The organism is Micromonospora sp. NBC_00858, from assembly GCF_045207365.1.
Lineage (GTDB): Bacteria > Actinomycetota > Actinomycetes > Mycobacteriales > Micromonosporaceae > Micromonospora.
On sequence record NZ_CP108828.1, the window covers coordinates 3948017 to 3963583 of the forward strand.

Annotated in this window: 16 protein-coding genes; 4 read left to right on the plus strand and 12 right to left on the minus strand. The window is 71.9% G+C overall.

All coding sequences use genetic code 11. The features are described 5' to 3' along the window. Positions 1-10: 10 nt before the first annotated feature. The 4 genes from OG990_RS18390 to OG990_RS18405 form a co-directional block, all read right to left on the minus strand. Complete coding sequence (locus tag OG990_RS18390) at positions 11-622, minus strand: DUF402 domain-containing protein (RefSeq protein WP_406076372.1); 612 nt, start codon at positions 620-622, stop codon at positions 11-13. 2 nt (positions 623-624) lie between these two features. Next, the gene (locus OG990_RS18395; RefSeq protein WP_121654488.1) at positions 625-1377 is read right to left on the minus strand and encodes a YebC/PmpR family DNA-binding transcriptional regulator; all 753 of its coding nucleotides are present in this window, start codon (positions 1375-1377) and stop codon (positions 625-627) included. Between the two features lie 231 nt (positions 1378-1608). Beyond that, positions 1609-2262, minus strand: coding sequence for an NADPH-dependent FMN reductase (locus tag OG990_RS18400; RefSeq protein WP_406076374.1), 654 nt, complete (start codon positions 2260-2262; stop codon positions 1609-1611). A gap of 109 nt (positions 2263-2371) precedes the next feature. After that, positions 2372-3484 (minus strand): RNA-guided endonuclease InsQ/TnpB family protein, encoded by a 1113-nt coding sequence (locus OG990_RS18405; RefSeq protein ID WP_406076376.1) that lies wholly within the window; start codon positions 3482-3484, stop codon positions 2372-2374. 321 nt (positions 3485-3805) lie between these two features. Between OG990_RS18405 and OG990_RS18410 the strand changes: the two genes are divergently transcribed. Next, positions 3806-4534 (plus strand): helix-turn-helix domain-containing protein, encoded by a 729-nt coding sequence (locus OG990_RS18410; protein ID WP_406081809.1) that lies wholly within the window; start codon positions 3806-3808, stop codon positions 4532-4534. A gap of 17 nt (positions 4535-4551) precedes the next feature. Here the strand turns inward: OG990_RS18410 and pdxT are convergent, their stop codons facing one another. The 6 genes from pdxT to pgsA form a co-directional block, all read right to left on the minus strand. Continuing rightward, entirely contained in the window at positions 4552-5157 is a 606-nt protein-coding gene (gene pdxT / locus OG990_RS18415; protein ID WP_406081810.1) for a pyridoxal 5'-phosphate synthase glutaminase subunit PdxT, read from the minus strand. Between the two features lie 5 nt (positions 5158-5162). Next, on the minus strand, positions 5163-6077 hold the full coding sequence (gene pdxS / locus OG990_RS18420) for a pyridoxal 5'-phosphate synthase lyase subunit PdxS (RefSeq protein WP_406076378.1): 915 nt from the start codon (positions 6075-6077) through the stop codon (positions 5163-5165). Between the two features lie 138 nt (positions 6078-6215). Then, positions 6216-6719, minus strand: a complete 504-nt coding sequence (locus OG990_RS18425) for a hypothetical protein (protein ID WP_406076379.1) — start codon at positions 6717-6719, stop codon at positions 6216-6218. 84 nt (positions 6720-6803) lie between these two features. Beyond that, positions 6804-7964 carry a glycosyltransferase family 4 protein gene (locus tag OG990_RS18430; protein ID WP_328425934.1) on the minus strand — a complete coding sequence of 387 codons (1161 nt, stop codon included), beginning with the start codon at positions 7962-7964 and terminating at the stop codon, positions 6804-6806. Positions 7965-8037: 73 nt separating this feature from the next. Further along, entirely contained in the window at positions 8038-8970 is a 933-nt protein-coding gene (locus OG990_RS18435) for a phosphatidylinositol mannoside acyltransferase (RefSeq protein ID WP_406081811.1), read from the minus strand. Positions 8971-9016: 46 nt separating this feature from the next. Continuing rightward, positions 9017-9646 (minus strand): phosphatidylinositol phosphate synthase, encoded by a 630-nt coding sequence (gene pgsA / locus OG990_RS18440; RefSeq protein WP_328425930.1) that lies wholly within the window; start codon positions 9644-9646, stop codon positions 9017-9019. 250 nt (positions 9647-9896) lie between these two features. On the opposite strand from pgsA, the gene OG990_RS18445 reads away from it, so the two are divergent. Further along, positions 9897-12053: an elongation factor G-like protein EF-G2 gene (locus OG990_RS18445; protein ID WP_406076382.1), complete on the plus strand. Its 2157-nt coding sequence runs from the start codon at positions 9897-9899 to the stop codon at positions 12051-12053. 410 nt (positions 12054-12463) lie between these two features. Here the strand turns inward: OG990_RS18445 and OG990_RS18450 are convergent, their stop codons facing one another. Then, positions 12464-13522, minus strand: coding sequence for an aldo/keto reductase (locus tag OG990_RS18450; protein ID WP_386991852.1), 1059 nt, complete (start codon positions 13520-13522; stop codon positions 12464-12466). A 98-nt stretch (positions 13523-13620) separates the two neighbouring features. Between OG990_RS18450 and OG990_RS18455 the strand changes: the two genes are divergently transcribed. Further along, positions 13621-14103: a hypothetical protein gene (locus OG990_RS18455; protein WP_406076384.1), complete on the plus strand. Its 483-nt coding sequence runs from the start codon at positions 13621-13623 to the stop codon at positions 14101-14103. Positions 14104-14140: 37 nt separating this feature from the next. Here the strand turns inward: OG990_RS18455 and OG990_RS18460 are convergent, their stop codons facing one another. Continuing rightward, positions 14141-14653, minus strand: coding sequence for an HIT family protein (locus OG990_RS18460; protein WP_406081813.1), 513 nt, complete (start codon positions 14651-14653; stop codon positions 14141-14143). A gap of 177 nt (positions 14654-14830) precedes the next feature. On the opposite strand from OG990_RS18460, the gene OG990_RS18465 reads away from it, so the two are divergent. Next, the gene (locus tag OG990_RS18465; protein WP_406076385.1) at positions 14831-15559 is read left to right on the plus strand and encodes a D-Ala-D-Ala carboxypeptidase family metallohydrolase; all 729 of its coding nucleotides are present in this window, start codon (positions 14831-14833) and stop codon (positions 15557-15559) included. Positions 15560-15567: the final 8 nt, after the last annotated feature.

A 15567-nucleotide genomic window follows, 5' to 3' on the forward strand; every position in this document is an offset into this window, starting at 1 on the left:
CCGTTCGCGCTCAACGGGCGGGCGGCACCCGGTCCCAGCCGGCGGGCAACCGGGGCACCGGCCAGGACGGGTCGGGCCGCCAGGACGCCCACGCCGGGTCCCACCAGCGCTGGCCGGCGTCGAGCAGCGCGGCTATCCGGTCGCCCTCGCCGCGGATGGCTTCCGCCATCCCCGGGTAGCGCCCCTCGACGAGGCGCTGCGCGAACATCTCCACGTCCTTCCAGACGTACCGGTCGGCGTCCGCGCCCCACCACAGGTCCAGCTCGTGGTCCAGGGTGTCCACCCCGATCGGGGTACGCCGCAGCGGATCCTGGAGGTTGAAGTACCAGCCGGCGAAGTCGCGCTCCGGGCCCGTCCAGAAGACGTCCACCGAGTGCGCCTCGCCGGGGCGTTGCAGCATCAGCTTGCCGTGCCCCTGCCAGGCGCGGTGCCCGGCGGTCTGCCAGGGGTGCCGCCCGCACGGGAAGGTGCCGGACTCCGGGAAGCCGAACTCGGCACCCGGTGGGAGGTAGAGGGCGAGCAGGTCGGGCGAGTCCTCGACGCAGATCGTCGGGCAGCCGAACCAGACCTCGCCGAGCAGAACCTCGCGCCGGACGACCACCTCGCCCGGCGCGAACCGCACGGTCAGGCGTCCACCGCGGCCATCACGTCGTCGCTGACGTCGAAGTTCGCGTAGACGTTCTGCACGTCGTCGCAGTCCTCCAGGACGTCGATCAGCTTGAAGATCTTGCGCGCGCCCTCCTCGTCCAGCGGAATGTTCATGCTGGGGATGAGGGAGGACTCCGCCGACTCGTACTCGATGCCAGCGTCCTGAAGCGCGGTGCGGACCGCGATCAGGTCGGTCGGCTCGGAGACCACCTCGTACGCCTCACCGAGGTCGTTGACCTCCTCGGCGCCGGCGTCGAGGACGGCCATCATCACGTCGTCCTCGCTCGTGCTCTCCTTGGGGACGATCACCACGCCCTTGCGGGAGAACATGTACGACACCGAGCCGGCGTCGGCGAGCGAGCCGCCGTTGCGGGTCAGCGCGGTGCGCACCTCGGTCGCCGCCCGGTTGCGGTTGTCCGTGAGGCACTCGATCAGCATCGCCACGCCGTTCGGGCCGTAGCCCTCGTACATGATGGTCTGCCAGTCGGCGCCGCCGGCCTCCAGGCCGGAGCCGCGCTTGACCGCGCGGTCGATGTTGTCGTTCGGCACCGAGCTCTTCTTCGCCTTCTGGATGGCGTCGTAGAGCGTCGGGTTGCCGGACGGGTCGCCACCGCCGGTCCGCGCGGCCACCTCGACGTTCTTGATCAGCTTGGCGAACATCTTGCCGCGCTTGGCGTCGATGACGGCCTTCTTGTGCTTGGTCGTCGCCCACTTTGAGTGGCCGGACATCTGTTACCTCCGTTGCTACCCGCCGTCTGCATCGAGGGCACCGCGCACGCCCCGCTTCCGCCGGCGCACGCGGAGGTGCCGGTCAGCTCTGGTGGAAGCCGTGGCGGGCAGATGGCGCTGCCGAATCTCGGCAATCCTACCGACGTCCCCGGGGTCGCTGTCATGCACCGCGCGTGGCGGCTCCGCCCCGTCCGCTCCAATCGGAGCAGACGGGACGAAAGTCCCGGACGGCTACGACGACCCCAGCAGCGCCCGGTCTGCCGGGCGCAGCGCCCGGGACCAGGTCACGACCTCGGCGAGCATCGTCGACAGCTCCGCCTCCCGGCCGTCGCCCGGCGCGAAACGGCCGGCGGTCCGGTCACCAGGGTCGGCCCCGGTGAAGTCGAAGTCGGTGAAGATCGACAGTGCCACACCCGTCGGCACCACCACGGTCCGCACCTCGGTGAGGATCGCCCGCAGGTGGTCGGCGGCCCGATTGCCGCCCTGCACGCCGTAGCTCAGCACTCCGGCCACCTTGCCGGTCCACTCCGCGTACAGGTAGTCGATGCCGTTCTTGAGCGCGGCCGGTATCGAGCGGTTGTAGTCCGGGGTGACGAAGACGAAGGCGTCGCAGCCGTCCACCACAGCCGCCCAACGCCGAGTGTGCGGGCGCCGGTAGTCGCCGAACAGCGCCGGCACCGGCTCGTCGAGCAGTGGCAACGCCTGCTCCGCGAGGTCGACCAGCGTGAAGACGGCGTCCCCGGCGCGTACCGCCTCGTGCCGCTCAGCCACCTCCATGACCCAACGGGCGACCGCCGCGCCGCGTCGGCCGGGCCGGGTGCTGCCCACGATCAGACCGACCCGCAGCGGTCCTGTGCTCTGTGCGTCTCTCTTGACATCCTCCACCGCCCTGAAGGGCGGGGATTCCCTCGGTCGCCCGAGGGGTTTCCTGTTTCACCGGGCCGCGCCTTCGCCGCTTTCGCGGGTCGGGTCTTACCGTCCCTCCACAGGCGTTTTACCTCTCCGCCAGCCCGGCGGCGAGAATGTTCTTCGCGGCGTTGACGTCCCGGTCATGCACGGCATCACAGCCGGGACACGTCCAGACACGAACGCCGAGAGTCATGGCCGTGTTGATCCGCCCGCACGCCGAACAGGTCTTCGTGCTCGGATACCAGCGGTCAACGGCGATCACAGTCCGCCCATACCAGGCGGCCTTGTACTCGATCATGCCGCGCAGGTGTGTCCACGCCGCGTCGGAGATGGCGCGGGCCAGACTGTGGTTGCGCAGCATGTTACGCACACTGAGATCTTCGATCACGACCGTTTGATTCTCGCGGACGAGTCGAGTCGACAACTTGTGCAGGTGATCCCGCCGCCGATCGGCGATACGGGCATGAATCCGGGCCACCGCCAGACGGGCTTTGGCCCGGTTGGCGGAGCCCTTGACCTTACGGGACAGGTTCCGTTGCGCCTTGGCCAGCTTGCGCCGGTCAGCGCGCTCATGACGCGGGTTGGTGACCTTCTCCCCGGTGGACAGGGTGAGCAGACTGGTGATGCCCGCGTCCACCCCTACCGCCGTGTCGACCGGCGGGAGCGGCGTCACGGTGGGATCCTCGACCAGCAGGGACACGAACCAGCGACCGGCCGGGTCGCGGGACACCGTGACCGTGGACGGCTCGGCGCCGTCGGGCAGGGCCCGGGACCACACGATGGTCAGCGGCGCGTCCATCTTGGCCAGGGTGAGCTGCCCGTCACGCCAGCGGAACGCCGAGCGGGTGTACTCCGCCGACGCCCGAGACTTACGCTTGGACTTGAAACGCGGATACCGCGACCGCTTACCCCAAAACCCGGCGAACCCGGCTTGCAGATGCCGCAGCGCCTGCTGCAACGGCACGGAACTGACCTCGTTAAGGAACACCAACTCCTCGGTGCGCTTCCACTCGGTCAACCACGCCGACGACTGCACATAGGTGCTGCGCCGCCGGTCAACCGCCCACGCACGGGTGCGCGCATCCAAGGCCAGGTTGTACACCTTTCGCACGCACCCGAAGGTGCGATTCAACTGCTCAACCTGCTGCGGGGTCGGATAGAAGCGGTACTTGTACGCCCGCTTCACCACCTCACCCATGCCTCACTTCCTACCAGTAGTTCATGTAAGTCTATCCCTGAGAGAGCGGCGTTTCCTCCCCCGCCTGAAGGCAGGGGTATCCACGCCGCAACACCGATGACCACGATCCTGCGGGCGACGGGACGGGGCGGGGAGACCGCCGCGAGGATGGCCTTGCCAGGGCCACCCTCCGACCGGCGCCGGCTGCCAGACTGGTTCGGTGATTGACGGAGAGCTGGGTGCGTTCCTGCGCAGTCGCCGCGAGGCGCGGCGGCCAGCCGAGGTCGGCCTCGCCGAGGGTCCCCGCCGACATACGGGCTGCGCCGGGCCGAACTGGCAACGCTGGCGCAGGTCAGCGTGGATTACCTGACCCGGCTGGAGCAGGGCCGCGACACCCGGCCGTCGCCGGAGATCCTCGCCGCGCTCGCCGACGCCCTACGCCTGGACAGCGCCGACCGGGAACACCTGCGGCAGCTCGCCTCGGCCCAGCACGCCCGACAGCTGTGCTCGGGCGACCGGCCGACGGTTTCCCGCACCGTCCGGCCAACGGTCCGCGCGATGCTCGACGCGCTGCGCGACACCCCGGCGTACGTGCTCAACCGGCTCGGCGACGTGCTGGCCTGGAACGAGCTGTTCGACCTGCTGGCCCGCCCGCTCGGTCTGCTGGACGGGACGCGACCGAACCTCATCTGGTGGGTGCTGACCGACGAGCGGGCCCGTGCGTACTACCCGCAGTGGTCGGCGCTGGCCGACCAGCAGGTCGCGGAGCTGCACCTGCTGCGCCGGGGCGACCCGGCCAGCGACGCCTTCGCCGAGCGGCTGGCCCGTACGGTGGGCGCGCCGTTCACCGACCGCTGGCGGCGGCGGCCGGTCACCGCCGCGCGTACCGGCCTGCTGACGGTGCGCCATCCGGAGGCGGGGCTGTTGCGCCTCAACGTCGAGACGCTGGAGCTGACCGAGGCCGACCCGCAGCGACTGGTGGTGCAGTTGCCCGCCGACGCCGCCACGGCGACCGCGCTCGACCAGTTGGCGGGTCGCCGCCCGGGGCAGCTGCGCGCGGTCGCCGGCTGAGGTGACGGGTCACGCCGTCAGGAGACGGTGCGGATCATGTCCACGAAGTACGCGTGCACGCGCAGGTCACCGGTCAGCTCCGGGTGGAACGAGGTGGCCAGCAGGTTGCCCTGCCGGACCGCCACGATCCGGTCCGCGGCCGGGCCACCGGTCACCTTCCCGATCACTTCGACGCCGTCACCGACCCGCTCGACCCACGGGGCGCGGATGAACACCGCGTGGAACGGCTCGCCCTCGACTCCGGCGATCTCCACCGGCGCCTCGAACGAGTCGACCTGCCGGCCGAACGCGTTCCGTCGGACGGTCATCTCGATGCCGGCGAAGCCACGCTGGTCCGGCCGGCCGTCGAGCACCTCGGTGGCCAGCATGATCATGCCGGCGCAGGACCCGTAGACCGGCATACCGTCGGCGATCCGCTTGTCGATCGGCTCGCGCAGCTCGAAGATGTCGGCGAGCTTGCTCATGGTGGTGGACTCGCCCCCGGGGATGACCAGCCCGTCGACCGCGTCCAGCTCGGTTGGACGGCGGACCGGGCGGGCGTCCGCGCCCGCCGCGGCCAGTGCCGCCACGTGCTCGCGGACGTCCCCCTGGAGCGCGAGCACACCGATGGTGGGGGCGCTCAGGGCGCTCACCAGCCCCGCTCGGCCAGACGGTGCGGCTGCGGGATCTCGTCCACGTTGATGCCGACCATCGCCTCGCCGAGACCGCGGGAGACCTTGGCCAGCACGTCCGGGTCGTCGTGGAAGGTGGTGGCCTTGACGATCGCGGCGGCCCGCTGAGCCGGGTTGCCGGCCTTGAAGATGCCGGAGCCGACGAAAACGCCCTCCGCGCCGAGCTGCATCATCATCGCGGCGTCGGCCGGGGTGGCGATCCCACCGGCGGTGAACAGCACCACCGGCAGCTTGCCGTTCTCGGCGACCTCCTTGACCAGCTCGTACGGGGCCTGAAGCTCCTTGGCCGCGACGTACAGCTCGTCGGTCGGCAGGTTGGAGAGCCGGCGGATCTCCTGGCGGATCTTGCGCATGTGGGTGGTGGCATTGGAGACGTCACCGGTGCCCGCCTCGCCCTTGGAGCGAATCATGGCCGCGCCCTCGGTGATCCGGCGCAGCGCCTCGCCCAGGTTGGTCGCACCACAGACGAAGGGGACCGTGAAGGCCCACTTGTCGATGTGGTTGGCATAGTCGGCCGGGGTCAGGACCTCGGACTCGTCGACGTAGTCCACGCCGAGCGACTGGAGGATCTGCGCCTCCACGAAGTGGCCGATGCGGGCCTTGGCCATCACCGGGATGGAGACCGCCGCGATGATCCCGTCGATCATGTCCGGGTCGCTCATCCGGGACACCCCGCCCTGCGCGCGGATGTCGGCGGGCACCCGCTCCAGGGCCATCACCGCGACGGCGCCGGCGTCCTCAGCGATCTTGGCCTGCTCGGCGTTGACCACATCCATGATCACGCCACCCTTGAGCATCTCGGCCATGCCCCGCTTGACGCGGGCGGTGCCGACGACGGGGGTGGTTCCGGTGTTCGCGGTGGTTTCGGACACGGGTCAGCGCTCCTCGGGACGTGCTCTGGGGGTGGCAGGAAAAATGCTACGCGGAGGTCAACGCCGTTCCGACAGCCAATCAGACCCCCGGTGGCCTGCGTAGTGGCAACCGTCACCGGCCCGCCGAGCAGCTCCCGATCAGTTCGCCGGCACGTCCGTGGGAACGGCCAGGGTCGGGTCGTCGATGTCGAAGTAGCGCGGCCACTCCCGGCCCCGCCCCATCCGCAACAACCGCACCAGCGGCCGGCTGCGCGCCGACCGGGCGTCACGGACCAGGTCGGTGTGCACCTGCCGGGACAGCGCGAGCCGGCGACTGGCGGCGATAACCGCCCCGCAGTCCGGATCGGCCGGATCGAGCTGCACCGCGCGGAGCTGCCGGGTCAGGTCGTTCTCGGCGGCCTCCCGCTCGTCCGGGCGGGCGTCCAGGGCGATCCGGGCCGCCGCGTACAGCTCGACGCCGAAGTGCCGCTCAGCTAACACGGCGGCAGCCGCCGCCCGGCGCAGCAGGTGGGCGTCGAGGGCCCGGGCCGCCAGCTCCGCGCGGCCCTGCAGCCGCTCGACCCGCCCGGCGGTCCAGATCAGGTACGCCGCGACCAGCCCCACGACCAGGCTCGCGGCCACCACCCACCACATGTGCGGCATCGTAGTGCTGCTCCGTTTCCGTCCGTCCGGGCGCGGTCGCGGCCGGAAACCCCGGTCACCACCCGCACCATGCGTCACACCGGCTCAGCCCAGCCCCACCCATTCCTGGTCGATGACCCGCCCGTCGGTTGCCTCGATCGCCGCTGCGTATACCTCCAGAACGCGGCGAGCAACCACCGGCCAGTCGAAATTCGCCACGACCTGATCACCGCAGGCGCTCAGCACGGCCCGGCCGGCCGGATCGTCGAGCAGATCGGCCAGCGCGTCGCGCAACCCCGCCGGGTCGCCGGTGGGGAAGAGCCGCCCGGCCCGGCCGCCGTCGAGGACCCGCCGGAACGCGTCCAGATCGCTGGCGACCACCGTGGTACCGGCGGCCAGGGCCTCGGTGAGGATCATGCCGAACGACTCGCCGCCGGTGTTCGGCGCCACGTAGAGGTGCACGCTGCGCAGCATCCGCGCCTTGTCCGGCTCGGACACCAGGCCGAGGAAGGTCACCCGGTCACGCAACTCGGCCGGAAACCGGTCATACAGGTCGTCGGGGTCGCCCGGGCCGGCGACCAGCAGCCGCAGCTCGGGGCGGGTGGCGGCCAGCTCCACGAACGCGTCACGCAGCACCGGGAAGCCCTTGCGCGCCTCGGTGAACCGGCCCAGGAAACCCAGCGTGCCGCCGGTGCCCGGGGTGCACTCCCCCGGCCAGCCGGGCAACGGCTCGGCGTCGGCGAACTTGGCCACCGCCACCCCGTTGGGGATCTCCACGGCGCCGCCGTCCATGTGCTCGACCTGCACCTTGCGGGCAAGCGCGCTGACCGCGATCCGGGCGGTGATCCGCTCCAGCACGATCTGCAGCACCCCCTGCGCGGCGGCCAGCACCCGCGAACGGGTCATCGCGGTGTGGAAGGTGGCCACCACCGGGCCCCGGGCGGAGAGCACCGCCAGCAGCGACAGGCTCAGCGTGAGCGGCTCGTGCACGTGCAGCACGTCGAAGTCGCCGTTGGTGATCCAACGCCGGACCCGGGCGGTGGAGACCGGGCCGAACGCGATCCGGGCCACCGAGCCGTTGTACGGCAGCGGCACGGCCCGGCCGGCGGAGACCACGTACTCCGGCAGCGGGGAGTCCTCGTCGGCCGGGGCGAGCACGCTGACCTGGTGGCCGAGCGTGATCAGCGCCTCGGCGAGGTCCATCACGTGGTTCTGCACCCCGCCGGGGACGTCGAAGGAGTACGGGCAGACGATGCCGATCCGCATACGTCAGCGCCCCTCGCTCGCGACTGCGGGGCTCCGCTGCGGTGCACTCCTCGCGCTCACCGTGCCCACCCCCTCAGGCCTGACCGGCGGCCGGCGAGGGCAGCGCGGTGCCGCCCCCCGTCCCCCGCTGGTCCAGCCACATCCGCTGCAACATGTGCCAGTCTTCCGGATGCCGGGCGATACCCGCCGCCAGACGGTCGGCGATCAGCTGGGTCAGCGACCGGACCCGCTCGTCCAGCGGCCCCTCCTCCGGCCCGGGTACCGGCAGCGGGCCGGCGAGAGATGCGCACGCCCTGTCCGGTTCGTACCACATCGATGCCACGTAGAGCGGGGCACCGGTGTGCAGCGCGAGCAACGCCGGCCCGGCGGGCATCCGGGTCTTCCCGCCGAAGAAGTCCACCTCCACCCCTCGGGCGGAGAGGTCCCGGTCGGCCAGCAACGGCACCACCGCACCGGCACGTACGCGGTCCAGCAGCACGTCGAACGCCGGACGCGACCCGCCGTGGGTCGGCAGGATCTCCATTCCCAGGCGCTCTCGGAAGGCATAGAAACGCTCGTACACGCCCTCCGGCTTGAGCCGCTCCATGACCGTGGTGATCGGCCAACCGGTGGCCGCCACCCAGGCGCCCGCGGCATCCCAGTTGCCGGCGTGTGGCAGCGCCACCACCGCGCCCCGGCCGGCGGCCACGTCGGCGGCGAGCAGCTCGGCGCCGTCGAGCCGGAAATTGGCCAGGATCTGCGCCCGGCTCATCGAGGGCAGCCGGAACGCCTCCATCCAGTACCGGGCGTACGAGCGCAGCCCGCGCTTCACCAACTCGTCCAGCTCGGCCTCGGGCAGCTCCGGGCCGACCACCCGGCGCAGGTTCGCGCGCAGTCGAGCCGTACCCCCGCCGGCGCGGCGGTGGGCGCGGTCCGCGCCCGCCTGAAACGCCGCAGCCACCAGCGGCCGGGGCAGCGCACGGATCACCCGCCAGCCCGCGACGTAGCCCAGCTCGGTGAGGTTCACGCGGCCCGGCCGCCGGTCGTCCGGCGCCGGGTCGCCGGCCATTCGCTCACGCCTGGCCGTCCGGCTGGAGCTGCTGGGCCTGGCGGTAGACGTGTGCCATCCGCTGCCCCACCGTAAAGATCGACACGGCGGCGAGCAGCCAGAGCGCGATCTCCAGCGCCGGGTCGACACCGACGCCGGTGAGGATCCCGCCGACCCCGACGATCAGCAGCCGCTCGGTTCGCTCGGCGATGCCCACGTTGCAGGTCATGCCCAGCCCCTCGGCGCGGGCCTTGACATACGAGACCAACCCACCGGCGGCCAGGCAGAGCAGCGCGGCGGCCACCCCGGAATGGTCGTTCTGGGTGGCCAGCCAGTACGCGACCGCGCCGAAGACGGCGCTGTCGGCGACCCTGTCCATGCTCGAGTCGAGGAACGCGCCGAACCGGGTGGAGCCGCCACTCATCCGGGCCATCGTCCCGTCGAGCAGGTCGGTGAGCGCGAAGAAGGTAACGATTAACGCGCCCGCGACCAGGTGGCCGCGGGCACCGAAGCCGAGCGCGCCGACGAGCACACCGACGGTGCCCGTAACGGTGACGGCATTGGGGGTGACGCCTGCGCGGAGCAGTGCGCGTGCGATCGGCTCGACGACGCGGGTCATCCCCGCGCGGGCCGACACTTGGAAGATCTTCGCCATGGCGGTCCCCACGATAACGGTCCGCCCAGCTCCGGCGATACGGACGGTCCGGTCGACCCGCCCGGGGCAGGCTTGTGCCTACCCGGTAACGGGTGTGAGATCGAGCCTGGAGGTGAGCCAGCTCACCTGCCCGCCCGTCCCGTTCCCGCTGTGCAGCAGACCACCGGAGGATATCGCCGCGCACTTGCCTCGGGCCGCTTCCCGTCGCGCGGCGGTCGCCACCAACCACCGGCTGAGGGAGGTGCGCCCCATGGCGCAGAAGAGTCAGGAGAAGGGTCCCACCGGCGGCACGCCGGTGGTGACGGAACCCGGCACGGTTCGCAACGTGGTGCTCGTCGGGCACTCCGGAGCGGGCAAGACGACCCTGGTCGAGGCGTTGCTCGCGGCGACCGGCACGATCAGCCGGGCCGGCAACGTGGTGGATGGCACCACGGTCGGCGACCACGACCCGGCGGCCGTCCGACAGCAGCGCTCGGTGAGCCTGTCCTGTGCGCCCCTGCTGCACGACGACATCAAGGTCAACCTCCTTGACACCCCCGGGTACGCCGACTTCGTCGGTGAGTTGCGCGCCGGCCTGCGGGCCGCCGACGCCGCGCTCTTCGTCGTCTCCGCCGTCGACGGGATGGACGCGGCCACCGCGGCGCTCTGGGAGGAGTGCGCGGCGGTCGACATGCCCCGGGCCGTCGCGGTGACACGGCTGGACCACCCACGCGCCGACTTCGACAACGCGGTGGCGCTCTGCCAGCGGGTCTTCGGCGACAACGTGATGCCGCTCTACCTGCCGATGCTCGGCGACGACGGAGTCTCCACCGTCGGCCTGCTCGGCCTGATCACCCGCCGGGTCTTCGACTACACCGCCGGGCTTCCCGCGGACGTACGCGATCCGGACCCGGAGCACCAGCCGGCCATCGACGAGTCCCGCAACGAGCTGATCGAGGGGATCATCGCCGAGAGCGAAGACGAGACCCTGATGGACCGCTACCTCGACGGCGAGGAGATCGGCACCGAGGTGCTCATCGAGGACCTGGAGAAGGCGGTCGCCAGGGGCCACTTCTACCCGGTGATGCCGGTCTGCGCGGAGACCGGCGTCGGGCTGGACGCGCTGCTGGAGGTGCTGACCGCCGCGTTCCCGTCGCCGCTGGAGCACGAACTGCCGGCGGTGACCGGCGTGGACGGCTCACCGCGCCCGCCGCTGACCTGTGACCCGGACGGGCCGCTGGTCGCCGAGGTGGTCAAGACCACCGTCGACCGGCACGTCGGGCGGGTCTCGCTGGTCCGGGTCTTCTCCGGCACCCTGCGCCCCGACCAGACCGTGCACGTCTCCGGGCACGGCATGGCTGAGCGCGGGCACCCCGACCACGACGCCGACGAGCGGGTCGGCCACATCTACACCCCGCTGGGCGCCACCCTGCGCGAGGTGTCGCTCTGCGTGGCCGGCGACATCTGCGCGATCACCAAGTCGGGCAGCGCCGAGACCGGCGACACCATCTCGGCCAAGGACGACCCGCTGCTGATCGCGCCGTGGGAGATGCCGGAGCCGCTGCTGCCGGTGGCGATCGTCGCCCGGAGCCGCGCCGACGAGGACGCGTTGGCCCGCAACCTGGCCCGGCTGGTCGCCGGTGACCCCACGCTGCGGCTGGAGCGCAACCCGGAGACCCACCAGCTGGTGCTCTGGTGCATGGGCGAGGCGCACGCAGACGTGGTGCTGGACCGGCTGCGGGCCGGCGGCGTGGAGCTGGACACCGAGCCGGTCCGGGTGTCACTGCGCGAGACGCTGACCGTGCCGGCGAAGGGGCACGGCCGGCACGTCAAGCAGTCCGGCGGCCACGGCCAGTACGCGGTCTGCGACATCGAGGTGGAGCCGCTACCCCGGGGCGACGGCTTCGAGTTCGTCGACCGGGTGGTCGGCGGCGCCGTGCCCCACAACTACATCCCGTCGGTGGAGAAGGGCGTCCGCGCCCAACTGGAGCGCGGCCTGGTCGCCGGCCACCCGGTGGTGGACCTGCGGGTGACCCTGGTCGACGGAAAGGCGCACAGCGTCGACTCCTCCGATGCGGCCTTCCAGACCGCCGGCGCCATGGCGCTGCGCGACGCCGCCGAGCGGGGCCAGCCGGCGCTGCTGGAGCCGATCGACGAGGTGACAATCCGGGTGCCGGACGGCTCGGTGGGCGCCGTGATGGGCGACCTGTCCGGCCGGCGCGCCCGGGTGCTCGGCACCGAGCCGGACCAGGACGTCGAGGGCCGCACCCTGGTCCGCGCCGAGGTGCCGGCCAGCGAGCTGCTCCGCTACGCCGTCGAGCTGCGCTCGATGACCGCCGGCACCGGCACCTTCCGCCGCCACTTCGTCCGCCACGACCCCATGCCCGCCCACCTGGCCGACCAGGCCCGCAAGGAACAAACCCCCTAACCCCGTGCCCGCCCCGCCCCGCCCACCGCAACTCCATTATTGGGTGGAGCGGCCGGCAGGGGCGGGTGGGCTTCACCATGCTTTGGCCCTGTCGAGCTGCCCCAGATTTGGGGCAGAGCTGCCTACGCGCACGGAGACCCTGACGGAAGCACCACCCCGGACTTCGGGGCAGAGCTCCCGGCGCTCACAAAGACCCTGACGGAGGCGCTGCCCCAGATCTGGGGCAGCTCGACAGCGAACAGCACCGGCAACAGTGCGAGCGCAGGCCCGGGTCAAGGGTCCGTGATGGGGTCAGTAGGACGAACCGACAACGAACAGCAACAGCGCGTGCCCGGGTCAAAGGGTGCATGGTGGGGTCGGTAGGGCGAGCCGACAGCGAACAGCACCGGCGACGGGGAGCGGGGCCTGGGTCAGGGGTGCGTGGTGGGGTGGGTGGGGCGGGGCCAGTGGGGGCGGTCGGCGTCCCGAAGGGCGGCGGTACGTAGGGCGGCCAGCTGGCGCTCCACCTCGGCGAACTGGTCCGGCGGCAGTGGACCCAGGTGCAGCGCAGCAGCGTTCTCCTCGACCTGGGCGACGGTACGGCAGCCGGGGATCGGGATGGTGCGCCCACTGCGCGCCCAGATCCAGCCCAGCGCCCCCTGCGTCAGGGTGCGCCCGTCGGCGGTGAGCGCGGCGCGTACCGCCCCGACCCGGCGCAGCCACTCCGGTGCCGGCCGGCCACCGCGGAACCACTCCAGCCAGCCCGGGGTCAGCCCGCGCACGTCGTCGCGGGGCAGCGTCGAGGCGGCCGAGTATTTGCCGGTGAGCAGCCCCATCCCCAGCGGCCCCCGGTTGACGCTGGCCAGGTCGTACTTGTCGCAGACGGCGAGCAGCTCGGGGGCGTCGCGCAGCACCGACAGGGTGTGCTGCACGGCGGTGGCACCGGCGGCGGCGTGCCCGAACGCGGTGGCCCGGTCGGGGCGGTCGGTGCTCCACCCGTACGCCCGGATGAGGCCTTCGGTCACCAGGTCCTCGCAGGTGCCGATCAGGGCCTCCGCCCGGGGCACCGGCAGGTCGGCCAGGTGCAGTTGGTAGAGGTCGATCCGGTCGGTGCCCAGCCGGCGCAGCGAGTCGGTCACCGCCCGCCGCAGGTATGCCGGCGACGCGTCCTCCCCGGTTGCCTGCCGGCTCGCCTCGTCGAAGGTGTAGCCCCACTTGGTGGCGATCACGGCCTCGTCGCGTCGGCCGGCGAGCGCCCGGCCGAGCACCCGCTCCCCGTGCCCGGCGCCGTAGGTGTCGGCGGTGTCGAAGAGGGTGACGCCCAGGTCGAGCGCCCGGCGTACCGCTCGGGCCGACTCGTCGTCGTCGACCGCGCCCCAGCCCAGCGGCTGGGTCCCCTCCGCCCAGGGGCCGCCGATCGCCCAGCACCCCATGCCGAGGGCGCTGACCTCGATGCCGCTGCGCCCCAACGTCCGTGTCGTGACTGCCATCGAACGATCGTGCCACCTCCACCAGCGCGGGGCGTAGCACTTCCCGAGCCGGGGACGCCGGGGCGCGGGGTCCGCTGCGGTGCGGCATGATCGGCCCCATGCGGCGGTTGGGTGTGGACATCGGCGGCGTGATCATCGAGCCGGCCGACGAGGACGCCGACACGTCCTTCTTCGGCGAGCACTACCTGCGTACCCCCAGCGTCGACGGGGCTTTCGACGCGCTCGGCGCGCTCGGTCCGGCGTTCGACGAGGTGCACCTGGTCTCCAAGTGCGGCGAGTCCACCGAGCGGCGGACCCGGGAGTGGCTGGCCCACCACGACTTCCCGGCCCGCACCGGCATCCCCGTCGAGCGGGTGCACTTCTGCCGGACCCGGCCGGCCAAGGCGCCGATCGCCCAGCGGCTCGGGCTGACCCACTTCGTGGACGACAAGCTGGAGGTGCTCGGCTACCTCGACTCGGTGCCGCACCGCTACCTGTTCCGACCCCGCCCGGCGGAGGTGGCCGCGCACGCCGCGCTGCTGCCCGGCGTACACCGGGTGCAGAGCTGGCCGGAGCTGACCGCCGTGCTGCGCGCCGGCTGACCGCGCCGGCGCGCAGGCCGCGCGGCGGCCCGGCGGGTCAGGACGGCCAGGCGCGGGCGATCAGGTCGCGGGTGTCGCCGAGCAGTTGCGGCAGGACCTTGGTCCGGCCGATCACCGGCATGAAGTTCGCGTCGCCGCCCCAGCGCGGCACGACGTGCTGGTGCAGGTGCGCGGCGATGCCAGCGCCGGCCACCCCACCCTGGTTCATCCCCAGGTTGAAGCCGTGCGCGTTGCTCACCTTGCGGATCACCCGCATCGCGGTCTGGGTGTACGACGCCAGCTCGACGGTCTCCGCGACGTCGAGCTCGGTGTAGTCGGCGACGTGCCGGTACGGGCAGACCAGCAGGTGCCCCGGGTTGTACGGGTAGAGGTTGAGCACCGCGAACACGTGCTCGCCGCGGGCCACCACGAGGCTCTCCTCGGGCGGCAGCCCGGGGCCCCGGCAGAACGGGCAGCCGGTGGGCTTCTCGTAGCCCTCGGCCGGGCGGTCCTCGCCGGAGATGTAGGTCATCCGGTGCGGCGTCCAGAGCCGCTCCAGTCCGTCCGCCATGCCGCCGATGTCCGTGTGCCGTTCCGCCCCTGTCACGAGCCGATCCTACGGAGCCGCCCGGGACGGCTGCGACACCCGCCGCTGGGAAACTCCATTGCTGGAAGTTATTGACGGATCGAGACCTAGATCTGAAGATTCCATGCATCCAGATACTTCCATGCACTGATGGAGGGTTTCATGATCCGACGGCTCGGCAGATTCCTCGCGGCACTTGCGCTGACCGCCGCCACCACAGTGGCCGGCATCACCGTCTCCGCCGGCCCGGCGCACGCCGACGGCTGCTACACCTGGGGTCGCGCCCTGTCCCAGGGGATGACCGGCGAGGACGTCCGGCAACTCCAGATCCGGGTCGCCGGCTACCCCGGCTACGGCGCCGTGCTCACCCTCGACGGCTCGTACGGTCCGGCCACCCGGTCCGCGGTGATCCGCTTCCAGCAGGCGTACGGGCTGAGCGCGGACGGCGTCGCCGGCCCGCAGACCTTCAACCGGCTGTACGCGCTGCAGGACGACGACTGCACCCCGGTCAACTTCAGCTATGCCGAGCTGAACAACTGCAACAGCACCTGGGCCGGCGGCGCGGTCTCGGCCAGCACCGCCCGGTTCAACGCGCTCGTCTCGATGTGGAAGCTCCAGGCCCTGCGGCACGCCCTCGGGGACGTGTCCATCGCGATCAGCAGCAGCTTCCGCAGCTATGCCTGCAACAGCGCGGTCGGCGGGGCGTCGAACAGCCGGCACCTGTATGGCGACGGGGTGGACCTGGTCGGGTCCCCGTCGTTCTGCCGGCTGGCCCAGCAGGCCCGCTACCACGGCTTCGGGCAGATCCTCGGCCCCGGCTACCCGGACCACAACGACCACACCCACGTGGCGGCGGTCGGCGGCTGGTCGGCGCCGAACTGCGGCATCTGACACCTGGG